We start from the raw sequence: 21,640 nt of genomic DNA on the forward strand, positions 1-21,640 counted from the left end.
GGGAGTTCCAACACCGACCAGGCACGCAGCGATACCGTGCGGGTATGGAAAGACTGGAGGTCCGCGAACTCGTCTACTTCACCGCTGTCGCCGAAGAGCTGCACTTCGGTCGGGCGGCCGCCCGGCTGGGGATGACCCAGCCGCCGCTCTCCCGCGCCATTCACCAGCTCGAACGGCGGCTGGGCGTAGCCCTGTTGGAACGGGTCGGTCGCCGGGTCGCACTGACCGAGGCGGGGGCCGTCCTGCTCCGCGAGAGCCGTACGGTGCTCAACGCCGCGTCGGCCGCGGCGCGCCGCACCCGGCGGGCCGGCCGCGCCGACCCGCGTCTGGTCCTGGCCATCAAGCCGGGCGGCGACGGCGGCCTGCTGCCCGCGATCCTCGACGCCTACCAGGCTGAGCCGGGGGCGCTGCCGGTCGAGCTGGTATGCAGCTTCGGCGAGCGTGAGACCCTCCTGCGGGAGGGTCGTGCCGACGCCGCCCTGCTGCACCGCCCCCACCCCGACCTCACCGGCCTGGACACCCAGGACCTCCTGACCGAGACCCAACTTCTCGTGATACCGCGCTCGCATCGCCTCGCGGACCGTACCCGGTTGAGCCTGGACGACCTCGCCGGAGAGCCCCTGCCGCGCTGGCCGGGCGCATCCGAGGGCGGCTCACACGGTCCCGAGGTCCACGACCTCGGGCAGCTCCTCCACCTCATCGCCCTGCGCCGCATGGTCGCCGTCCTCCCCTCCTCCATCCGCGACCAGCTCCGCCACGACCTGGTCGCCGTCCCCGTGGACGATGCCGAGCCCACCACGCTCGTCCTCGCCTGGCCCGAGGACGCCACCTCCCCGGCCCTGGCCGCCTTCGTCCGCGCGGCCGCCGCCGTGGCGGGCAACGTCAGCGCCGGGTCGCCGAGCACGTGCGGCGGCACGTAGTGGTCCGCGGCCCGTGCGCCGGCGGCGCAGTGCCCCGCGGAGCGTAGGACCGGCCCCGTGCGTCAGTTCACCGTAGAAGCACGGCCCGGGCCTCCCCCTGCGTGCCGGGGTCAGTTCAGGCCGCGGCGCGCGAGGAGGGGCTCGACGTGGGGTGCGCGGCCGCGCACCGCGGCGAACGCCGCCATCGGGTCCTTGCTGCCGCCCTTCGCCAGCAACTCCCGCCGGAACACCTCGCCGTTGGCCCGCCGCATCCCGCCGTTCGTCTCGAACCAGTCGACGGTGTCGGCGTCCAGCACCTCGCTCCAGATGTACGAGTAGTACCCCGCGCTGTAGCCGCCGCCGAAGATGTGCGTGAAGTACGTGGTGCGGTAGCGCGGCGGCACCGCGGGCAGGTCCACCCCGGCCGCGGCCAGCGCCCGCGCCTCGAACTCCAGCGGGTCGCCCGGGTCCTGGCCGGCCGGCAGCGAGTGCCACGCCCAGTCCAGCAGCGCCGCCGCGAGGTACTCCACGGTCGCGAAGCCCTCGCCGAACCGGGCGGCCGCCAGCATCCGGTCGACCATGCCCGCGGGCATCGGCTCGCCCGTCTCGTGGTGGCGGGCGTACCGCGCCAGCACCTCCGGCCAGGTCGCCCACATCTCGTTGACCTGGGAGGGGTATTCGACGAAGTCGCGCGGCACCGCGGTGCCGGAGAAGTACGGGTAGCGCACGTCGGAGAAGAGGCCGTGCAGCGCGTGCCCGAACTCGTGGAAGAGCGTGTCGACCTGGCTGAACGTCAGCAGCGCGGGCTCGCCGGGCGCGGGCTTGGCGATGTTGTGGTTGTTGACGATCACCGGCCGCTGACCGAGCAGCCCGCACTGCTCGACCAGCGCGTTCATCCAGGCCCCGCCGCGCTTGGTGGGCCGGGCGAACAGGTCGATCAGGAACAGCCCCAGGCCGCTGCCGTCGGCGTCGAAGACCTCGAAGACCCGCACGTCCGGGTGGTAGCCGACCAGGTCGGGCCGCTCGGTGACGGTGATGCCGTACACCTCGTGCGCCGCGTGGAAGACGCCGTCGCGCAGCACCGCCTCCAGTTCGAGGTAGGGGCGCAGCGCGTTCTGGTCGATGTCGTGCCGCTGCTTGCGGACCTTCTCCGACCAGTACGCCCAGTCCCACGCCTCGATCGGCCCGCCCGCGGCCTGCGCGAGCGCCTCGGCCTCCCGGCGGGCGTTGGCCACGGCGGGCGGCACCAGCCGCGCCAGCAGGTCGGTGACGGCCTCGGTGCTGCCGGCGGTGGTGTCGGCGGCGGTGTACGCGGCGTGGCTGGGATAGCCGAGCAGCGCGGCGCGCTCGGCGCGCAGCGTGGCGAGGGTGACCGCGAGCGGGCCGTTGGTGTCCTGGGCGCGGTCCATGGCGGCGGCGAGCAGGCGGCGCCGTACGTCGCGGTCGTCCAGCAGCGCCAGTTCGAGCTGGTTGGTGAAGTTGCGCAGGCTCAGCACCCAGCTGCCCTCGCGGCCCAGCTCGCGGGCGTTGGCCGCGGCGGCCGCGACCGCGTCGGCCGACAGCCCGGACAGCTGCGCGGGGTCGTCCAGCACCAGCGCGCCGTCCTTCCCCGCGGCCAGCACGTTCTGGCCGAACTCGGTGGCGGCGGCGGCGATCCGCGCGTTCAGCTCGCGCAGCCGCTCCCGGTCCGCCGGCGACAACCGCGCCCCGGCGCGCACGAAGTCGGTGCGGTAGCGCTCCAGCAGCCGCAGCGACTCCGGGTCGAGGCCGAGGTCCGCGCGCGCCTCGTACAGGGCGTCGATCCGGGCGTAGAGCGCGGGGTCGAGGTGGATCTCGTCGGCGTGGGCGGCGGTCATCGCGCTGACCCGGGCCTCGATGGCGAGCAGGCCGTCGGTGACGTGGGCGGCCGCCTGGTTGTCGTACGCCGCCCGCACCCGCGCCAGCAGCCGGCCCGAACGCTCCAGCGCCTCCACGGTGTTGGCGAAGGTGGGGGGCTCGGGGTCGGTGGCGATGCGCCGGACCTCGGCGGTGTGCTCGGCGATGCCCCGCTCGAAGGCCGGCAGGTAGTGGTCGTCCGTCAGCGCGGCGAAGGGGGGCAGGCCGTACGGCAGCGGGCTCGGTTCGAGCAGCGGGTTCGTGGTCACTTCTCGACCCTATACAGCCCCTCCGGCGTCCGCCGTCGCGATCCCGAACGCCGCCCGCCGTCCGAACGGCGCCCGCCCGCCATCCGAACAGCGCCCGCCCGCCGTCCACCTGCCGGTCGGCGAGATAGCCGCCCGACAGACGGCGCGTGTACGGTTCCGATCAGCTCTCGCTGCACCGCCGCGGAAGGATCGCACTCCATGACCTGGCTGTTGTACGGGGCCACCGGGTACACCGGTCGCCTGATCGCCCGGCGTGCCGTCGCGCAGGGCCTGCGCCCCGTGCTGGCCGGTCGCAACGCCGCCAAGCTCCTTCCGTTCGCCGCGGAACTCGGCCTGGAGCACCGGGTGTTCGACCTGACCGAGCCGACCGCGGTCCGCCGCGGGCTGAAGGACGTGACGGCGGTGGCGCACTGCGCGGGGCCGTTCGCGCGCACCGCGCTGCCGATGGCGCACGCGTGCGTGGAGACGCGGACGCCGTACCTGGACATCACCGGCGAGATCGACGTGTTCGAGTCGCTGCACGCGCTCGGCGCCCGGGCGCAGGCCGCGGGGATCACCCTGCTGCCGGGTGCGGGCTTCGACGTGGTGCCGACCGACTGCGTGGCGGCACTGCTGGCGGCCCGGCTGCCGGACGCGACCCAGCTGGACCTGGCGTTCCTGACCGCCGGCGGGCCGAGCCCGGGCACCGCCCGGACCATGGTGGCCGGCGCGCCCGACGGCGGCCGTATCCGCAGCGGCGGCGAGATCCGCTCGGTGCCGCTGGGCTCACGGCAGGTGCGGGCCGCCTTCCCGTCGGGTGCGCGGACGGTGGTGTCGGTGCCGTGGGGCGATGTGAGCACCGCCTACCACTCGACCGGCATCCCGGACGTCACCACGTACACCGCGCTGCCGCAGGCGGTGGTGGCCGCCTCCCGTGCGGTGCGGCTGGGGCCGCTGCGCGGCGCGGTGTCCGGGGCGGTGGGGAAGCTGGTGCGCGGGCCGGGTGAGCGGCGGCTGGCCGGCGGGCGCAGCGAGGTGTGGGGGCAGGCCACCGACGCGGCGGGGAACAAGGCGACCGCGACGCTGACCGGGCCGAGCCCGTACCGGCTGACGAGTGACGCGGTGCTGCGGATCGTGCAGCGGCTGCCGGAGCTGGCCCCGGGGTTCCAGACCCCGTCGCGGGCGCTGGGCGCGGACTTCGCGGCGTCGCTGGAGGACGTGACCGTCTCGGTCGACACCGGCCGCTGAGCAGGCGGCCGGGCGGTGGCGGGCGCGGCAGCCCAGGGCACAGGTGCGGGGAACAGGTGTGGGGCCCCGTCGGGTCGCTGCCTCGGACGCGTCCTTCCCCTGACACGGTCCGGGCGCCCCGGCAGGGCCCCTGTCCTGGTGCGGCACCAGCCCCTTGCGGGCCTACCGCTTGCGGCCGATGGCGCCGTACACGCCGACCGGCGGCGTGTCCTCGGGCACCTCGTTGCGCCAGTGGTTGACCTGGACCAGGCCGGGGTCGAGCAGGTCGAAGCCGTCGAAGAGCCGGGTGACGTCGGCGTGGCTGCGCGGGGTGAGCAGCGCGGTGGCCTTGCGGTAGACGGTGGTGACCTCGTCGGCCTTGCCGGCGTTGAAGTCGGCGGTGGCGTGGGACAGGATCAGGTGGCTGCCCGCGGGCAGCGCGTCACGCAGGGTGGCGACGGTGCGGTAGGGGTCCTCGTCCTCGGTGACGAAGTGCAGGACCGACACCAGCATCAGCACGACCGGCTGCTCGAAGTCGATCAGCTCGCTGATCGTGGGGTGGTTCAGGATCGTCTGCGGGTCGCGCATGTCGGCCAGGAAGAAGCCGGTGTTGCCGGTGCCGAGCAGGCGGGTGCTGGCGTGGGTGGCGACGATCGGGTCGTTGTCGATGTAGGCGATCCGGGCGTCGGGCGCGATGGAGTGGGCGATCTCGTGGGTGTTCGGCGAGGTGGGGATGCCGGTGCCGATGTCGATGAACTGGCGCGCCCCCTGCTCCACGAGGTGGCGGACCGCGCGCTGGAGGAACTCCCGGTTCGCCCGGGCCCCGACCACGACCTCCGGGACGGCGTCCACCACGCGGTCGGCGGCTTCCCGGTCCACCTCGTAGTTGTCCTTGCCGCCGAGGTAGTAGTCGTACATCCGGGCCGGGTGCGGACGGCTGGTGTCGATCTCCCCGACGGGAAAGCCCTGGTCGGTCACGCGGTCCTCCGCTTCGTCGCTGCCTGGTCGGGGTGTCGCTGCCGGCGGGCCGGCGGGGTGCTGGTCATCCGGGTCGTCCCGGTCGTGCGGGTCATCGGCGTCGTCCGGGTCATCCGAGCAGGAAGTCCGCGTCGCCGGCCTTGGCGCCCTGGATGAACGAGGTGATCTCGTGGTTGGTGTAGATCAGCGCCGGGCCCTCGGGGTCGGTGGACTGCCGCAGCGCCACCCGGCCGTCGCCCAGGCGCTTGGCCTCCACGCAGGAGCCGCCGTTGCCGCCGCTCCACGGCTTTCGCCAGCCGTCGTTGCCCAGCTCGGTGGCGGGCATTCCGTTGTAGATGCTGTCGTTGCTGACGCGATCCATGGTTCAGATCTCCTTGCGCATGCCATCGAGGATGGCTTTGGTGCTCTGTGCCGGCGCTGCCTGCGCGCACATCCGGTCCAGAGCTTCGAGGAAGGTGGACACGTCGTCCCGGTCGTCGAAGTAGGCGCCGCCCACCAGACTCTCGGTGTAGGCGATGTCCGGGATCTCCTTGAGCTGGAACCGGAAGATATGGAACGGCCCGTACATGGCCGGATGCGGCCCGGCCGCGAACGGGATCACCTGGAGCCGCACGTTCGGCAGGTCGGCGGCGTCGATCAGCGCGCCGAGCTGCTCGCGCATCACGTCCGGGCCGCCGATCGGCCGGCGCAGCACCGTCTCGTCCATCACGACCCACAGCAGCGGCGCACCGTCGCGGGTGAGCAGCGCCTGCCGCTCGACCCGCAGCGTGACCAGCCGGTCGATCTCCTCGGATGTGGCGTTGGGCAGCCCGGCGCGCAGCACGGCCTGGGCGTAGCTGGAAACCTGGAGCAGTCCGGGGACGTAGTGCGGTTCGTAGGCGCGGATGACCGACGCCTCGCCCTCGAGGCTGACGAAGGCGCTGAACCACTCGGGCAGCACGTCGCGGAAGTTGTGCCACCAGCCGGGCCGGTTGGCCTCACGGCACAGCGCGAGGAAGCCGCCGATCTCGTCCGGGGTGGTGACGCCGTAGGTGGTGAGCAGCTTCTCGACATAGGGGATCTTCAGCCCGACTTCGGCCTTTTCCATCCGCCGAATTGTGGCGTGCGTCACATCAAGGGCGCGTCCGGCCTGCTCGAAGCTGAGGCCGGCCTTCTCGCGGAGGTCCTGGAGCCGCTTGCCGAGCACCATGCGCAGGACCGTCGGCGCGCCGCCCGGCCTGGGGTCCATCACGTGCCTCAACCTCCAACTCCCTTGACTGACATGCAGTGTGTCATGACGTCAGCGCCAGGAACAGCATGCACTGTCGATTCTGTAATTTACAGTTCGGACCTTGCCATGTGTCCAGTGGCGGGCTCATAGTTACGGGGTGGTCCTTTCTACTCACGCCCTCAAGCCCGGACACCGGGCGGACGTCCGCGCCTGTGCGCGCCAGGACGTCTTCCGGTTGCCCGCGATGGGCGCGTCCGTGGCGGACGCCCGCGCGCGGATACGGGCCAGGCTCAGCGAGTGGGGCGCCGACGCCGAGCTGAGGGACGACGCGGGCCTGGTGGTCACCGAGCTGTTCACCAACGCGGTCCGGCACACCGACAGCAAGCACATCATGTGCGCGCTGCGCGACATCGGCCCGTACGTACGGCTCGAAGTGACCGACCAGGGGTGCGCCGACGCGAGCCCGGTGCCGTGTACGGCGACCGACGACGAGGAGGGCGGGCGCGGGCTGCTGCTGGTCAGCGCGCTGGCGGCGGCCTGGGGCTCCGACCCCGCGGCGGACGGAGCGGGGCGCGTGGTGTGGGCCGAACTGGCCGTACACCACGCGCCCCGTTGACATAGCGGCGCGGTCGGCGCGCAGCGGGCGCTGCCGGGCGCGGGCCGTCAGCGGCAGGACTCCAGCCGGCCGGGCGCCAGCGGCAGCAGCTCCGGGCGCTTGGGCAGCACGTGGTCGCCGGAGGACTCCCCGCGCAGCCGCCGGCCGATCCAGGGCACCAGGTACTCCCGGGCCCACTGGATGTTGTCCTTGCGGACCTGCGCCGGCGCCCGCAGCGGCTCCGGGGGCCACGGCAGGTCCGGGTCGGCGGCCGGCTCCAGGCCGAGCACCTGGGCCGCCCGCAGCGCCACCCGGGCGTGCCCGGCGGACGACAGGTGCAGCCGGTCCTCGCTCCAGGCCCGCCGGTCGTGCACCGCCCGCAGCGACCACAGGTCCACCACCGGGCAGCCGTAGCGGTCCGCGACCGCCCGGATGTGCGCGTTGTACGTCGCGATCTTGCCGCGCAGCAGGCCCAGCACCGGCACCCCGCGGGTGTCGAAGCCGGTGCAGACCAGTACGGTGCCGACCACCGCGCGCAGGTCCGCCACCGCGCCCTCGAAGCGCTCGGCGAGCGCGTCGGGGTCGCTGCCCGGGCGCAGGATGTCGTTGCCGCCGGCACAGAAGGTGACCAGGTCGGGCGCGAGTGTCACCGCCCGGGGCACCTGCTCCTCGATGATCCGGTCCAGCAGGCGGCCGCGCACCGCGAGGTTGGCGTAGCGGAAGTCGCCGGGCGGCGCCTCGGCCGCGCGGCGCTCGGCCAGCAGCCCCGCCAGCCGGTCGGCCCAGCCGACGAACGCCTCGCCGGGCCCGGGGTCGCCGACCCCCTCGGTGAAGCTGTCCCCCACCGCCGCGTAGGAGGCGAACCCGGCCGCGGCGGGCGCGAGCACGCGGCCCCGTGCGCTCGTCGGCGGGTGCGGCTCCGGCCGGTCCGCGTCGGTCTCTCCGTAGTCGTCTGTTGTCCGCGTATTGTCAGCCACGTCGGAGCATTGTCCTCCGCCGCCTGTGACCTACGCGACCGTAAGGACGGCTTGACGGCACGTGATTCATCCCACCCGGTGCGCGCGCGGATCGCGGCCGCCCGGCGGAATACGGCCGGACCCGTACCGGTCGGTACGCCTTTGCCCGCGCTGCCGTATCGTCGGCGGTGGGCGCGCGGTGCGGCGAGCACGCGCGCGGTGACGGCGACACGAGGGAGCACCGGGTGACGCAGGAAGTACGGCAGCCCGCCACGACCGGCCCGGAGCCCCGGCTGACCGGGGTCCGCAACTTCCGCGACGTGGGCGGCCTGCCCACCGCCGACGGGCGGCGGGTGCGCCCGGGCGTGCTCTTCCGCAGCGGCCACCTCGCCCACGCCGACGCGCGGGACACGGACTTCCTCGCCTCGCTGCGGCTGCACACGGTCTTCGACTTCCGCAACGCCGACGACATCGCGCTGGAGGGCCCGGACGTCGCCCTGCCCGGCACCCGCAACGTCAACCTCCCGCTCAGCGACCCCGCCCAGCACGCCGGCTTCTGGCACACCGTGCGCAACGGCGACCTGGCCGCGCTGGACGCCGCGCTCGGCGGCGGGCGGGGCGCGGCGCGCATGGCCGCCTCCTACCGCAGCCTGGTCCTGGACCGCACCGCGGAGCACAGCCGGATGCTCGCCCTGCTGACCGCGGACGCGGAGTCCGCCGCTGTGCCGGCGCTGCTGCACTGCGCCGCCGGGAAGGACCGGGCCGGCACCTCCATGGCGATCATCCTGCTCGCCCTCGACGTGGAGCGGTCCGCGATCGAGGCGGACTACCTGGAGAGCAACGCCCGGCACCGCCGCTACAAGGTGGTGCGCGGCGACGGCAGCACCGGCGCCGCGATCGACCCCGCCGTCAGCGCGCTGCTGGACCCGCTCTTCGAGGCGCGGATCGAGTACCTGCGGGCGGCGTTCGACACGATCGAGGAGCGCTGGGGGACGGTGGACCGCTACCTCGAACAGGGCCTGGGGCTGGCGCCCGCGGCCCGGGCCCGGCTCCAGGAGCGCCTGCTCACCCGCTGAAGCCCGGCCGTACCGCCCGTGGCGCCGGTGCCGGCGCCACGGGGGCGGGTTCCTAGCGGTTGGCGACCGCCTGCTTGATCAGGGTCCGGCTGAAGTCCCACATCAGGCCGCCCCCGCCGTGCGCGTCGTCCATGACGTCGGTGAACGCCGTGACGAAGCGGTCGACGTCGGCCTCGTCGACCACCAGCGGCGGGATCAGCTTGATCACCTCGATGTGGTCCCCGGAGACCTGGGTGAGGATGCGGTGCTTCTGGAGCAGCGGCACCACCACCATCTGCGCGAACAGGCCCTTGCGGGCGGCCTGCAGCATCGTCCAGCGGCCGCGCAGCTTCAGCGACCTGGGCTTGCCGAACTCCACCGCGACCATCAGGCCGCGGCCGCGGACGTCCGCGAGCAGTTCGTACTCGTCGACGAGCGCGGCCAGCCGGGTGCGCAGCAACTCGCCCATCCGCCGGGAGTTCTCGACGAGCTGCTCGTCCTCCATCACCGCCAAGGTGGCCAGGCCCGCGACCATCGCCTGCGCGTTGGAGCCGTAGCTCGCCGAGTGCACCAGCACCCGGTCCATCGAGGAGTAGACCTTCTTGAAGATCCAGTCCCGGCCCAGCGTGGCGCCCACCGGCACATAGCCGCCCGACAGCGTCTTGGCGACGGTCAGCAGGTCCGGCTCGACGCCCTCCTCCTGCTGGTAGGCGTAGAAGGTGCCGGTGCGGCCGATGCCGGTCTGCACCTCGTCGCAGATCAGCAGCGCCTTGTGGGCGCGCAGCAGCGACTGGGCCGAACGCAGGTAGCCGGCCGGCGGGATGTGCACGCCGTGGCCCTGGATGGGCTCCACGATCATCGCCGCCACGTCGCCGCGCTTGAGCTCGCGGGCCAGCGCGTCCAGGTCGCCGACCTCGATCTCGGTGTCGGGCAGCAGCGGCGCGAAGCCGTCCTGGAAGCCCTCCTCGCCGTTGACCGACAGCGAGCCGGTGGTCAGGCCGTGGAAGGAGTGCTTGCAGTACAGCACCCGGGGCTTGCCGGTGGCGTAGCGGGCGAACTTCAGCGCGGTCTCCACCGCCTCGGTGCCGCTGTTGCCGAAGAACACCCGGTCCAGGTGCGGGGTGTAGGACAGCAGCTTCTCGGCGAGCAGCCCGGGCAGCGGCTGGCAGTCGAACCGGGTCAGGTCCGGCAGCCCCGCGTCCAGCACGTCGTGCAGCGCCTTGCGGACCACCGGGTGGTGGCGGCCGACGCCCATCACGCCGAACCCGGCGAGCATGTCCAGGTAGTCGTTGCCGTCGGCGTCCCAGAAGTGCGCGCCCTCGGCCCGCTCGTAGTACTTGTCGAAGCCGATGGTGTGCAGCATCCGCGGCAGCTGGTGGTTCAGGTGCTTGCTGTGCAGGTCGTACCGTTCACCGCCCCGCTCGGCGAGGAGGGTGCCGAGGTCGAACCCTTTTGGCTGCGCCCCTGGGGCGGGGCTGCCGGGCTCGGGCGTCGGGTCGGACGATGTCATCGTTCACCTGCTCCTCGCGTGCGTGGGGTGCTGCCACCGGAAGTATGCGCCGGTCCGGCGCCCTTGGCTCCGGCCGGGTCGGCGGAACCGGTGCGGCCGAGGGGGTCGGCGGGGTCGGCCTGGCCCGGGACCTCCCCCGCGGCGGCCGTGGCGGTGCGCGCGGCCAGCCGCAGGAAGGACCCGCCCACCGACCCGGCGATCTCCGCCGGGGTCAGCCCGAGATCGGCCAGCACCTCGCCGCGCTTGGCGTGCGCGAGGAACTGCGGCGGGATGCCGAGGTCGCGCAGCGGTACGTCCACCGACGCGTCGCGCAGCGCCTGCGCGATCGCGGAGCCGACGCCGCCGACCCGGCCGTTGTCCTCCACGACGGCCACCATGCGGTGCCCGGCGGCCAGTTCCGTCAGCGCCGGATCGACCGGCTTCACCCAGCGAGGGTCGGCCACGGTGACGCCGATGCCGCGGCCGGCCAGCAACTCCGCGGCCGACAGGCACGTTTCGGCGAACGCGCCGATCGACACCAGCAGCACGTCGGGGGCCAGGCCGTCGGCGGGGCGGTGCAGGACGTCCACGCCGCCCACCCGCTCCAGCGCCGGCACCGCGGGGCCCGCGGTCTCCTTGGGGAAGCGCACCACGGTCGGGGCGTCGTCGACCTCGACGGCCTCTCGCAGCTGCGCGCGCAGCTGGTCGGCGTCGCGCGGGGCGGCGATCCGCAGGCCCGGCACCACCTGGAGGATCGACATGTCCCACATGCCGTTGTGGGAGGCGCCGTCGGTGCCGGTCACCCCGGCCCGGTCCAGCACGAAGGTCACCCCGCACCGGTGCAGGGCGACGTCCATCAGCACCTGGTCGAAGGCCCGGTTGAGGAAGGTCGCGTAGACCGCGACGACCGGGTGCAGCCCGCCGGTGGCCAGGCCCGCCGCGGAGGTCGCGGCGTGCTGCTCGGCGATCCCGACGTCGAAGACGCGGTGCGGGAAGGCGGCGGCGAACTTCGCCAGCCCGACCGGCTGGAGCATGGCGGCGGTGATGGCGACCACGTCGGGCCGCTCGGCGCCGATGGCCACCAGTTCCTCGCCGAACACCGAGGTCCACGACGGCCCCTGGGCGGGCGCCAGCGGCCTGCCGGTGGCCGGGTCGATGGCGCCCACGGCGTGGAAGTGGTCGGCCTCGTCCTGCTCGGCGGCGGCGTAGCCGCGGCCCTTCTCGGTGAGGCAGTGCACCAGGACCGGGCCGTGGAAGCGGCGGGCGCGGCGCAGCGCGGACTCCACCGCCTCGATGTCGTGGCCGTCGATCGGCCCGAGGTACTTCAGCCCCAGGTCCTCGAAGAGGCCCTGGGGCGCGAAGGCGTCCTTGAAGCCCTTCTTCGCGCCGTGCAGCGACTCGTAGAGCGGCTGGCCGATCACCGGGGTCTGCTGGAGGAGCTGCTTGCCCCAGCCGAGGAAGCGCTCGTAGCCGTCGGTGGTGCGCAGCGTGGACAGGTGGTTGGCGAGCCCGCCGATCGTGGGAGCGTAGGAGCGCTCGTTGTCGTTGACGACGATGATCAGCGGGCGGTCCCGGGCGGCGGCGACGTTGTTCAGCGCCTCCCAGGCCATGCCGCCGGTCAGCGCGCCGTCGCCGATGACGGCGACCACCCGGTCGTCGCTGCCGCGGACCTCGTTCGCCTTGGCCAGGCCGTCGGCCCAGCCGAGCACGGTGGAGGCGTGGCTGTTCTCGATCACGTCGTGCTCGGACTCCGCGCGCGAGGGGTAGCCGGACAGGCCGCCCTTGCTGCGGAGCTTGGAGAAGTCCTGTCGGCCGGTGAGCAGCTTGTGCACGTACGCCTGGTGGCCGGTGTCCCACAGGATGCGGTCGGCGGGTGAGTCGAAGACGCGGTGCAGCGCGATCGTCAGCTCCACCACGCCGAGGTTGGGGCCGAGGTGGCCGCCGGTCCTGGCGACCGCGTCGACGAGGAAGTGGCGGATGTCGGCGGCGAGTTCGTCGAGCCGGCCGTCGGGCAGTGCCTTCAGGTCGCGCGGGCCTTTGATGTGCTCCAGCATCGACATGTGTGGACCTCGTTCCTGCCGGGATTGCGGTGGATCGTCGGCCGCTGACCGGCCGGTGGCAGTGCGGACACGAGCCACCGGCGGGCGCGGGGGCCGGGCCGGTGGCTCGTCACTGCTGTTACCTGGCGGTCACTTCGCGCGGTTGGAGGCGACGGTCTCCCGGGCGGCGCGGATGGACTCCTTCAGCGAGCCCATGGTGGCCAGCACGGCCGTGGGCTCGTAGCCGCAGTGGGCCATGCAGTTGTCGCACCGCTCGTCCCGGCCGCGGCCGTACTTGTCCCAGTCCGTCTCGTCCAGGAGCTTCTGGTACGTCGGCACGTACCCGTCGCTCATCAGGTAGCAGGGGCGCTGCCAGCCGAAGAGCGAGTAGTTCGGGATCGCCCAGGCGGTGCAGGGGAAGTCCGCCTTGCCCTCCAGGAAGTCCAGGAAGAGCGGGCTGTGGTTCAGCCGCCACTTCTTGCGGTTGCCGTCGCCGAACGCCTTGCGGAACAGCTCGCGGGTCTGCTCCACGCCGAGGAAGTGCTCCTGGTCGGGTGCCTTCTCGTACGCGTATGCGGGCGACAGCATCATTTCGTCGACCTGCAGGTCGTCGTTGAGGTAGTTGAGCACCTCGATGATCGTCTGCGGGGTGTCGGTGTTGAAGAAGGTGGAGTTGGTGGTGACCCGGAAGCCGCGCCGCTTGGCCTCCTTGATCGCGGCCACCGCCTCGTCGAAGGTGCCCTCCTTCGCCACCGACTCGTCGTGCCGCTCGCGCATACCGTCGATGTGGACGGTAAAAGCAAAGTAAGGAGAAGGTGTGAACTTGTCCATCTTCTTGCGCATGAGCAGGGCGTTGGTGCAGAGGAATACGAATTTCTTGCGGGCGACCAGCTGGCGCACGATCTCGTCGATCTGGGGGTGCATGAGCGGCTCGCCGCCCGCGATGGAGACCATCGGCGCACCCGACTCCAGCACCGCGCCGACCGCCTGGGCGACCGGCATGCGCTGCTTCAGCACCCCCGCGGGGTGCTGGATCTTGCCGCAGCCCTCACATTTGAGGTTGCAGGCGAAGAGCGGTTCGAGTTCGACGATCAGCGGGAACTTTTCGCGTCGCCGGACCATTTTCTGTTCGAAGAGGTACGACGCGACGCGGACGGTCTGACGGAGCGGCATGGCCATCTAGCTCACCTCCAGGGGAGCGCGGTAGTGCGGTGCCAATCGAGAAAGGCGGGAACAAGATCTCTGAGCACGCGGAATGCGATGATCCCGGTGCGGAGGGTGCCGACACGCACGAGTTCGAACTCGGGCGTGTCGACGACGACGCGGGCCGCCGCGATGCGGTGCGCGCCCTCGGCGAGAGCAGCGCGGCGCATCGCGGCCGACTCCATGTCCACGGCGATGGCACCCGTCGCCGCGAGTGCGGCGCGCTCGGCGCCCCGCACGACATGATCGGACTCCGCCAGCGTGCCGGTGTGCACGGTGTGACCCCGGTCGGCGAGCGCGGCCTTGAGCGCGGCGGCCAGCGTCGCGCTCTCGTGACCGTCGTCGGAGACGACGACGTCACCCGGCCGCATGCCGGGGGCGAGCCCCGCGCAGAAGCCGGTGGTCAGGACGGAACTCCCGTGCAGCGCCGGGTCCTTCAGGGCCTGCGCGACGACCCGCTCCGCGTTCCTGGGTCCCATGCCGGTACGCAGCACGGTCACCGGGAACTCCGCGGTGTTCCTGGCGGTGCCCCTGCGCAGCGCGAAGCGCTCGATCGGCAGGGCGCAAACCACCGTCAGCGGGGGTCGGGACGGGCCCACGAACTAGGCCCCCTTTCCGGTGCTCGGCAGGGCGGCGGCCGGGCCGGCCGGGGCCGCGGGGTGGCCGGCGCCGAAGGGCTCGGCGCGGGCGTAGCGGCCGAGCGCGGTCAGCGGGAAGACCATCCGGTACAGGTGGTAGTTGATGGAGAAGTCACGCGGGAAGCCGGTACCGGTGAAGTACGGCTCGTCCCAGGAGCCGTCCGGCAACTGGGTGTCGGCCAGCCAGCGCACCCCGCGCTCGACGGACTCGGTGTCCCGCTCGCCGGCCGCCAGCAGCGCCATCAGCGCCCACGCGGTCTGCGACGCGGTGGAGTGACCGCGGCCGGCCCACTCCCGGTCGGCGTAGGAGCGCAGGTCCTCGCCCCAGCCGCCGTCGGTGTTCTGCACCTCGTGCAGCCAGTCGACGGCCCGGCGGATCGCCGGGTGGTCCGGGGCGAGCCCGGCCGCGGCGAGCGCCGGGACGGCCGACCCGGTGCCGTAGATGTAGTTGACACCCCAGCGGCCGAACCAGGCGCCGTTGTCCTCCTGTTCCCCCAGCAGCCAGTCGATGCCGCGGCGGGTGTGCCCGTCGTGCTCCAGGCCGAGCGCGGCCAGCATCTCCACCACGTGGGCGGTGACATCGGCCGACGGCGGGTCGATCACCTCGCCGAAGTCGCAGAACGGCAGCCGGTTGGGGAAGGGGCTGGTGTTGTCGGCGTCGAAGGCGCCCCACGCGCCGTTCCTGGACTGCATGCCGACGTTCCAGCGCACCGCCTTGTCGATCGCGGAGTCCAGCCGGGCCCGGTCGGGGTGGTCGATCCGGCGCAGCGCGAGCACCACCTCGGCCGTGTCGTCCACGTCCGGGTAGTTGTCGTTGTGGAACTCGAAGGCCCAGCCGCCGGGCGCCAGTTGCGGGCGCTGCACGGACCAGTCGCCGGGGCGGGTGATCTGCTCGCTGAGCATCCAGTCCGCGGCCTTGACCAGCGCGGGGTGGTCGGCGCCGATGCCGGCGTCGGCGAGCGCGATGGTGGCCAGGCAGGTGTCCCAGACCGGGGACTGGCACGCCTCGATCATCCGCACGCCCTCCTCGGGCCACACGGCGAAACGATCCAGCGAGTCCAGTCCGGCCTTGATCACCGGGTGGTCCAGGTCGTAGCCGAGCAGGTGCAGGGCGATCACCGAGTAGACCGCCGGCGGCTGGATGCCGCCCCAGCAGCCGTCGGCCTCCTGGCGCTCGATGATCCAGCGGGCGCAGGCGTTCATCGCGCTGCGGCGCACCAGCCGGGGGCTGAACCGGCGGTAGACGTGCAGCACCTGGTCCAGGCGCTGGAAGACGCCGTCCCAGGTGGTGATGGGCTTCCGGCGCTGCTTCGGGTTCGGCCGGGCCGGGTCGAGGTGCAGCTCCTCGATGCCGAAGGGCGCGGGGTGCACCGGGCGGTGCGCGCCGACCACGGTCAGCGGCACGATGGTCTGCCGGGCCCAGCAGCCGAACGAGTAGATGTTCAGCGGCATCCACTTGGGCAGGAAGATGACCTCGGGCGGCATCTCCGGCAGGTCGTCCCAGTCCCACCAGCCGAACAGGGCGAGCCAGATCCGGGTGAAGACCCGGCTGGCGGCCACACCCCCCTCGCCGCGGGACCACTTCGCGGCCAGCGCCATGTGCGCCTCGGCCGGGTCGTCCCCGGCCAGGCGCAGCGCGACATAGGCCTCGATGGTGGCGGACAGGTCGCCGGGACCGCCGTGGAAGGTGGGCCAGGCGCCGTCCTCGCGCTGCTGGGAGCGAATCCAGCGGGCCGAGGCAGCGGTGACCTCCTCGTCGCGGATGCCGAGGAACTCCCGCAGCAGCAGGTCCTCGGCATCCATCGTCACGTTTGTCTCGAGGTCGCCTTTCCACCATCCGTCAGGGTGCTGCCGTGCCAGGAGGTGGTCTGCGGCGCGCTGCACGGCACGCTGCGCCGCCGCCTCTGTGTCGCCGGCTGGAACAGGCTCCGGCTCCGAGGCGCTACTGGCCGAAGGTGTCCGATGGGTTGGCGTCCCTGGACTGCCGTCGGTCGTCGCTGTCATGGCTTCCCCTTTGCAGTTGATACTTCTGCGGTGTCGGGGGCGGCCGTCCGCCGTCACAAGAGTGAAACCGGCGACGTCATACGCTCCACGTCTGTCTTGTTACTTCTCGCGGACCACCACAAAATCCGCCAGGCCCACGAGCTTACGTCGGATTTCTTCCGGCATGTCCATTTTGTCCAGAGCGGCGATGGCGGTCGTGTACTGCCTCCGGGCCTCCTGAGACGTCCACTCCCGACCACCCGCCTCCTCGATCAACGCCGCACGCAGGGCGAACTCTTCCTCGCTGAAGGCATCAGTTTCGGCCTGCCCGGAATTTTTCGCGTCCGCCGCGAGGAGCTCACCGAGCCGCTCGGCCGCGGGGCCGTCGGCGGCGAGCGCCGCGACCACCGGCAGCGACTTCTTACGCTGCCTCAGGTCGCTCCAGGTCTGCTTGCCGGTGGTGGCCGGGTCGCCCCAGATGCCCAGCAGGTCGTCGATCGCCTGGAAGGCCAGCCCCAGGTGGTAGCCGTACTCCTCCAGCGCGTCCGCGTCGGACTCCGACGCGCCGCCGAGCACCGCGCCGATGGAGGAGGCGCAGGCCAGCAGCGCCCCGGTCTTGTTGCCCTCCATCTCCAGGCACTCGGTCACGGCGACCCGCTCGCGGTGCTCGAAGGAGATGTCCTGGGCCTGACCGTCGATCAGCTTGCGGGTGGCGGTGGTCAGCCGGCGGGTGGCCCGCCCGGCGTCCGCGGTGCCCTGCTCCAGCAGGATCTCGTTGGCCAGCGCGAAGAGCGCGTCGCCGACCAGGATCGCCTGGGCCGGGCCGTGCACCTTCCACACCGTGTCCCGGTGCCGGCGCTGCTCGTCACCGTCCATCAGGTCGTCGTGCAGCAGCGAGAAGTTGTGCACCAGCTCCACCGCGACCGCGCCGGGCACCCCGGTCTCCGCGGGCGCCCCGGCGGCCTGCGCCGACAGCAGGGCCAGCGCCGGACGCACCGCCTTGCCGCCGTCGCCGTCCGCGGGCCGGCCGGCCTGGTCGATCCACCCGAAGTGGTACGAGGCCACGGTGTCCATCGGCGGGGCGAGCCGTGCGACGGCCGCGCGAAGCACGGGGGTGGTCAGGATGCGGCCGTTCTCCAGCAGCGCGATCACGCTGTCAGCGGTCACGTTCTCTCCTCTTGTCGCACCAATTGCACTCATGCCGCCTCCAGTACGCCGTGTTCGCAGGGCAGTCCGAGGGCGGACAAGGCTTGTCGGGAGGCGTGCAGGCCGCTGCGCACCGCACCCTCCATCGTCGCGGGCCAGCCGGTGGCGGTCCACGCGCCGGCCAGGTACAGGCCGGGGGCGCGCGTGGCGGGCCCGGGGCGCAGGGCGCCCACGCCCGGGGTGGGCGCGAAGGTCGCGGTGCGTTCACGGGTGACGAAGAAGTCGCGGACCGCGGCGCCGCGGGTGGCCGGCAGCACCCGCTCCAGCTCCGGCAGGTAGCGCCGGCGCAACTCGGCCACCGGCAGGTCGATCTCGTCCTGCACGGCGGACTGGGACAGCGCCACGTACTGGCCGCCGCCGGTGAGCCCGGAACTGGCGGTGCGGTCGAACACCCACTGGACCGGACTGCCGATCGCCGCCATGAACGGCTGCCTCAGCACCTGCCGGTCGTAGATCACATGAACATTGAGGATCGGCGCGGTGCCGATCCGCAAGAGCTTTTCCGGCTGCTCCAGCGCGCCGGCCGGCAGCAGTTCGTGCGTCTCCTGCTGCGGCACCGCCAACACCACGGTGCCGGCCGTCAGTTGCTCACCGCGGCCCGGCCCGGTCTCCACGTCCACACACCACCCGGCGTGGGCGACGTCACGCGCCTCCTCGCCGCCGGCGGCGGGTGCTCCGTCCTGCGGACGGGCCGTCAGACCGGTCGCGCGGGCCCGCAGCAGCACCCGCACCCCCGCCGCGTCCAGAGCCGCGCGGGCCCGGCCGTCGTGCAGGTCGCCGAGCGGCGCCGCGGCCCAGCCGATGTCGGCGGCGCCCGGCTCGGACAGCAGCCCGGTCTTGAACACCTTCGCCGCCAGGGCCAGCGAGGACTGGTCCGACGTGGCGTTCAGGGTGGCCACACCGACCAGGTCCCACAGCGCCTCGATGGTCCGCGCGGACTGGCCGCGCGCGGCGAGCCACTCGCCGAAGTTGATCCCGTCCAGGGCCGGGTCCTTAAGGTCCAGGCCGCGCAGCGCGAGCGCCGCCCGCCCGACCGAGGCCCGCTCGGCCACCGACAGATGGGGGTAGCGCAGCAGGCTCGGCGCCAGGTGCAGCGGCACCGGCAGCGCCACCCGCCCGATCCGGCCGGTCTTCCCGCTGCGCGGGTCGTGGACCGGCACGTCCAGCCGGTCCTGGAGCGTCACCAGGTCGCGGGCCGCGATCCGGTCCAGGAACCACTGGTAGGCGGTGCAGCAGCGCAGGAAGACGTGCTGGCCGTTGTCGACGGTCAACTCGCCGCGCTTGAAGGAGAAGGCGAGGCCGCCCAGCCGCGGCCGGGCCTCGGTGAGCGTCACCCGCACCCCGGCGTCGGCGAGCGCCAGCGCCGCGGTCACCCCGGCCAGGCCGCCGCCGACCACGACGGCGGTACGGCCGGACCCGCCGCGGTCAGGCCGGTCCACGCCGGCGCCGGCTGCTGCGGCCTGCGGGCCGGATCGGGTCGTGGTCATGCGCGCTCTCCTCGGGCCGTACCAGGCGGGGTACGGCGGACCGTCGCGGAAGGTGACGCCGTACGCGCCGCCAGGGTTGCCCGGCCCGGCCGCGGGCACGCGGGCAGCCGCCGCACACCCGTACGGAGAGCAGCCTCCCGGGCCGGCGGCGCGGTCCGGGAGCGGGCAAGGGCGTACGGCGCGGTGGAACCCGCTTGGTGCACGCGGGTCGGTCTCACACGTCCCTCCGCGGATCGGCGGCGGAGGCGGGAGCAGCGGTACGGGCGGTGCGGCGGGCGTCCAGCCCGGCCAGGCCGCGGACGGCGACGTACGCCTTCTCCCGGCCGGGCAGCGACACGCGGCCGCGCAGCACCGCCGCGGGGTCGGCGGCGAACCGCTCCAGCAGCCGCCGGTAGATCCCCGCCATCGCGGCCACGCAGGCGCCGCTGCGGCGGTCGAGCATCGGCAGCAGCCGGTATCCGGTGGCGAACAGCGCGCGGGCCCGGCGTACTTCGAACTCGACCAGGCCGGCGAAGTCAGAGCCGGCCGGCGGGGTGTCGTGGTGGAAGCCGTCGGCGCAGCCGAACTTCGCCAGGTCCTGCGCGGGCAGGTACGTGCGTCCGTTGCCGGCGTCCTCGCGGACGTCGCGCAGGATGTTGGTGAGCTGGAGGGCGAGGCCGAGCGTGTCGGCGTATTCGGCGGCACGTGCGTGATCGTGCCCATTCACCGTGCCGAAAACGCCCAATGAGACCCTACCGATAGCTCCCGCCACACAGCGGCAGTAAACGGCCAGGTCGTCCCAGGTCTCGTAGGTCTCACCGCGGACGTCCATCTGGACGCCGTCGATGAGCTCGCCGAGCCCGCCCAGCGGGATCGGGAAGAGCGCGCAGGCGTCGGCGAGGGCGACGGCCACCGGGTCGGTGTCGTCCTCCTCGACGTCGTGGGCCTCGACCCGGTGCAGCAGGGTGCGGGCCTCCTCCAGCCGGCGGAGCTTCTCCTCCGGCGGCAGCCCGCCGTCCCCGATGTCGTCGACCCGGCGGGAGAACGCGTAGACCGCCGACATCGCCTGGCGCTTCGCCGTGGGCAGCAGGCGGATTCCGTAGGCGAAGTTGCGGGCCTCGTGCCCGGTCACGGTCTCGCAGTACTTGTATGCAGCAAGCACCTGTCCGGACGTGTGCGCGGAACCGTTCACGGTCCGGGTCACCCCTCTCTTCGCAATGTCGACCCCACCTCACGCAGCAGGACGGACTTGGTGGCCTTCGGGGAACTCGACAGCACGTCGTATCCCGCGTCCTCCACCGCCCGCAGTGCCGCACGGCCACCGCCGACGAATCCGGCGAGCAGCAGTCTGAGCCGGCCTCGGACGCTGCGGACCAGGGCACCGCCCTCGCCCAGCAGGTCACGGGCCCGCCCGGCTTCGAACGCGACCAGCTCGCGCACCTTCTCCCCCGCGCTCGGCGCGGCGAGGTCGGCCTCGTCCACCGAGAAGAGTTTCATGTCCTCCTGCGGGAGGTACACCCGGTCCCTGCCAAGGTCCTCCGCGACATCCTGGAGGTGCTCGACAATCTGCAGCGCGGTGCACACCGCGTCCGAGCGCCTGACCCGTTCCGGGGTGGAGGTGCCGGTGATGGACAGCACCAGCCGGCCCACCGGATTGGCGGACAGCTCGCAGTAGGCGAGCAGGTCGGCGTAGGTGGCGTACCGGCTGACCTGCTGGTCCTGCCGGTTGGCGGCGATCAGGCCGAGGAAGGGCTCAGGGGTGAGCCGGTGCTGACGCACCGTCGGGCGCAGCGCGAGCAGCAGCGGGTGGCGCGGGGTGCCGTCGAAGACCCGGTGCAGGTCGGCCTCGAAGGCGTCGAGCATCGCCAGCCGGTCGCCGGCCGCCTCGGCGGGCAGGCCGAGCCGGACCGCGTCGGGCCGGCCGCCGTCGGCCAGGTCGCCGTCCCCGATGTCGTCCACCAGCCGGGCGAACCCGTAGACGGCCATCAGGTCCTGGCGCCAGGCACGCGGAAGAATCCGGGGTGCCACGGGGAAGTTCTCGCGCGCGGCCTTGTCCAGGACGGCACGGGAGGCGACGTCCCCGGTCACCGCGGGCTTCCCGGCGCACAGGCGGCGAGCGCGCCCCGGAGCAGGATGGTCCCGATCTTCATGGCCGCCACATCCCCCGTTCTACACTGCCCCGTCGAAACTTCCCATTTCGGACACGCCGCACCTTCGCATACGGACCCCCGTACCCGGATATCGATCATCAGCAGGCTCCCAGCACCGGTACAGCTTACGTCGGAGGCTTACCCGGCGTACGCGGGGGGCGCGCCCCGTTCAGCGGGTGACAACACCCCACCACAACAACCGATCCCCGCCGGATCATCCGGCGGGGATCAGGTTTTCCGGAAAACTTCCCCGGTCCGGGCCGCAATGCGGACCGAGCCGGACAGAGCCGGACAAGGCGCGGCGGGCGGCGCCGAAGGTACGGCGCTCCACCGGACCGGGTCCGCATTCCGACGCCCCGTCACTTTCCGTCGCCGTTAGGCGTCCGCGGTCACTTCCCGGTCTTCGCCTCGTACGCCGCGAGG

Annotated in this window: 18 protein-coding genes; 4 read left to right on the plus strand and 14 right to left on the minus strand. The window is 72.9% G+C overall.

Features of this window, described 5'->3' with window-relative positions; all coding sequences use genetic code 11:
* The first annotated feature begins 44 nt into the window (after positions 1-44).
* Complete coding sequence (locus tag WA788_RS33860) at positions 45-920, plus strand: LysR family transcriptional regulator (protein WP_335984159.1); 876 nt, start codon at positions 45-47, stop codon at positions 918-920.
* A gap of 110 nt (positions 921-1,030) precedes the next feature.
* On the opposite strand, the gene WA788_RS33865 is transcribed toward WA788_RS33860, so the two are convergent.
* On the minus strand, positions 1,031-3,043 hold the full coding sequence (locus WA788_RS33865) for a M3 family metallopeptidase (protein WP_335984160.1): 2,013 nt from the start codon (positions 3,041-3,043) through the stop codon (positions 1,031-1,033).
* A gap of 198 nt (positions 3,044-3,241) precedes the next feature.
* Between WA788_RS33865 and WA788_RS33870 the strand changes: the two genes are divergently transcribed.
* Positions 3,242-4,270 (plus strand): saccharopine dehydrogenase family protein, encoded by a 1,029-nt coding sequence (locus WA788_RS33870; RefSeq protein ID WP_335984161.1) that lies wholly within the window; start codon positions 3,242-3,244, stop codon positions 4,268-4,270.
* A 162-nt stretch (positions 4,271-4,432) separates the two neighbouring features.
* On the opposite strand, the gene WA788_RS33875 is transcribed toward WA788_RS33870, so the two are convergent.
* The 3 genes from WA788_RS33875 to WA788_RS33885 all read right to left on the minus strand — a co-directional run bounded on the left by WA788_RS33875 (position 4,433) and on the right by WA788_RS33885 (position 6,416).
* Complete coding sequence (locus WA788_RS33875; RefSeq protein ID WP_335984162.1) at positions 4,433-5,227, minus strand: SAM-dependent methyltransferase; 795 nt, start codon at positions 5,225-5,227, stop codon at positions 4,433-4,435.
* A 109-nt stretch (positions 5,228-5,336) separates the two neighbouring features.
* Entirely contained in the window at positions 5,337-5,588 is a 252-nt protein-coding gene (locus tag WA788_RS33880; RefSeq protein WP_335984163.1) for a DUF397 domain-containing protein, read from the minus strand.
* A 3-nt stretch (positions 5,589-5,591) separates the two neighbouring features.
* Entirely contained in the window at positions 5,592-6,416 is an 825-nt protein-coding gene (locus tag WA788_RS33885) for a helix-turn-helix domain-containing protein (protein ID WP_335984177.1), read from the minus strand.
* Between the two features lie 178 nt (positions 6,417-6,594).
* Here WA788_RS33885 and WA788_RS33890 point away from each other — a divergent pair, with 178 nt between their 5' ends.
* Positions 6,595-7,053 carry an ATP-binding protein gene (locus tag WA788_RS33890; protein WP_335984164.1) on the plus strand — a complete coding sequence of 153 codons (459 nt, stop codon included), beginning with the start codon at positions 6,595-6,597 and terminating at the stop codon, positions 7,051-7,053.
* Positions 7,054-7,100: 47 nt separating this feature from the next.
* Here WA788_RS33890 and WA788_RS33895 read toward each other — a convergent pair whose 3' ends face one another.
* Positions 7,101-7,919 carry an SGNH/GDSL hydrolase family protein gene (locus WA788_RS33895; RefSeq protein ID WP_335984179.1) on the minus strand — a complete coding sequence of 273 codons (819 nt, stop codon included), beginning with the start codon at positions 7,917-7,919 and terminating at the stop codon, positions 7,101-7,103.
* Positions 7,920-8,233: 314 nt separating this feature from the next.
* Between WA788_RS33895 and WA788_RS33900 the strand changes: the two genes are divergently transcribed.
* Positions 8,234-9,064 (plus strand): tyrosine-protein phosphatase, encoded by an 831-nt coding sequence (locus WA788_RS33900; protein WP_335984165.1) that lies wholly within the window; start codon positions 8,234-8,236, stop codon positions 9,062-9,064.
* 52 nt (positions 9,065-9,116) lie between these two features.
* Here the strand turns inward: WA788_RS33900 and WA788_RS33905 are convergent, their stop codons facing one another.
* The 9 genes from WA788_RS33905 to hpnC all read right to left on the minus strand — a co-directional run bounded on the left by WA788_RS33905 (position 9,117) and on the right by hpnC (position 21,155).
* Positions 9,117-10,553: an aspartate aminotransferase family protein gene (locus WA788_RS33905; RefSeq protein ID WP_335984166.1), complete on the minus strand. Its 1,437-nt coding sequence runs from the start codon at positions 10,551-10,553 to the stop codon at positions 9,117-9,119.
* Positions 10,550-12,592, minus strand: a complete 2,043-nt coding sequence (gene dxs, locus WA788_RS33910; protein ID WP_335984168.1) for a 1-deoxy-D-xylulose-5-phosphate synthase — start codon at positions 12,590-12,592, stop codon at positions 10,550-10,552. The genes WA788_RS33905 and dxs overlap by 4 nt, the downstream gene beginning before the upstream one ends.
* Positions 12,593-12,721: 129 nt before the next feature.
* Complete coding sequence (hpnH, locus tag WA788_RS33915; protein WP_335984169.1) at positions 12,722-13,750, minus strand: adenosyl-hopene transferase HpnH; 1,029 nt, start codon at positions 13,748-13,750, stop codon at positions 12,722-12,724.
* Between the two features lie 5 nt (positions 13,751-13,755).
* Positions 13,756-14,373, minus strand: coding sequence for a phosphorylase family protein (locus WA788_RS33920; protein ID WP_335984170.1), 618 nt, complete (start codon positions 14,371-14,373; stop codon positions 13,756-13,758).
* Positions 14,374-14,376: 3 nt separating this feature from the next.
* On the minus strand, positions 14,377-16,416 hold the full coding sequence (shc, locus tag WA788_RS33925) for a squalene--hopene cyclase (protein WP_335984172.1): 2,040 nt from the start codon (positions 16,414-16,416) through the stop codon (positions 14,377-14,379).
* Positions 16,417-16,515: 99 nt separating this feature from the next.
* On the minus strand, positions 16,516-17,595 hold the full coding sequence (locus WA788_RS33930; protein ID WP_335984173.1) for a polyprenyl synthetase family protein: 1,080 nt from the start codon (positions 17,593-17,595) through the stop codon (positions 16,516-16,518).
* The gene (gene hpnE, locus WA788_RS33935) at positions 17,592-19,088 is read right to left on the minus strand and encodes a hydroxysqualene dehydroxylase HpnE (protein WP_335984174.1); all 1,497 of its coding nucleotides are present in this window, start codon (positions 19,086-19,088) and stop codon (positions 17,592-17,594) included. The genes WA788_RS33930 and hpnE overlap by 4 nt, the downstream gene beginning before the upstream one ends.
* Before the next feature lie 214 nt (positions 19,089-19,302).
* The gene (gene hpnD, locus WA788_RS33940) at positions 19,303-20,271 is read right to left on the minus strand and encodes a presqualene diphosphate synthase HpnD (protein ID WP_335984175.1); all 969 of its coding nucleotides are present in this window, start codon (positions 20,269-20,271) and stop codon (positions 19,303-19,305) included.
* Positions 20,268-21,155, minus strand: a complete 888-nt coding sequence (gene hpnC, locus WA788_RS33945) for a squalene synthase HpnC (RefSeq protein ID WP_335984176.1) — start codon at positions 21,153-21,155, stop codon at positions 20,268-20,270. Before hpnC ends, hpnD begins: the two co-directional genes overlap by 4 nt.
* Positions 21,156-21,640: the final 485 nt, after the last annotated feature.

It is taken from the genome of Streptomyces sp. CA2R106 (genome assembly GCF_037034245.1).
Lineage (GTDB): Bacteria > Actinomycetota > Actinomycetes > Streptomycetales > Streptomycetaceae > Actinacidiphila.

Bases quoted from the DNA above. Each gene is read 5' to 3' on its own strand.
- WA788_RS33860 (WP_335984159.1), top strand. From the start codon at position 45: ATGGAAAGACTGGAGGTCCGCGAACTCGTCTACTTCACCGCTGTCGCC.
- WA788_RS33870 (WP_335984161.1), top strand. From the start codon at position 3,242: ATGACCTGGCTGTTGTACGGGGCCACCGGGTACACCGGTCGCCTGATC.
- WA788_RS33880 (WP_335984163.1), bottom strand. From the start codon at position 5,588: ATGGATCGCGTCAGCAACGACAGCATCTACAACGGAATGCCCGCCACC.
- WA788_RS33885 (WP_335984177.1), bottom strand. From the start codon at position 6,416: ATGGTGCTCGGCAAGCGGCTCCAGGACCTCCGCGAGAAGGCCGGCCTC.
- WA788_RS33905 (WP_335984166.1), bottom strand. From the start codon at position 10,553: ATGACATCGTCCGACCCGACGCCCGAGCCCGGCAGCCCCGCCCCAGGG.
- dxs (WP_335984168.1), bottom strand. From the start codon at position 12,592: ATGTCGATGCTGGAGCACATCAAAGGCCCGCGCGACCTGAAGGCACTG.
- hpnH (WP_335984169.1), bottom strand. From the start codon at position 13,750: ATGGCCATGCCGCTCCGTCAGACCGTCCGCGTCGCGTCGTACCTCTTC.
- shc (WP_335984172.1), bottom strand. From the start codon at position 16,416: ATGACAGCGACGACCGACGGCAGTCCAGGGACGCCAACCCATCGGACA.
- WA788_RS33930 (WP_335984173.1), bottom strand. From the start codon at position 17,595: ATGAGTGCAATTGGTGCGACAAGAGGAGAGAACGTGACCGCTGACAGC.
- hpnE (WP_335984174.1), bottom strand. From the start codon at position 19,088: ATGACCACGACCCGATCCGGCCCGCAGGCCGCAGCAGCCGGCGCCGGC.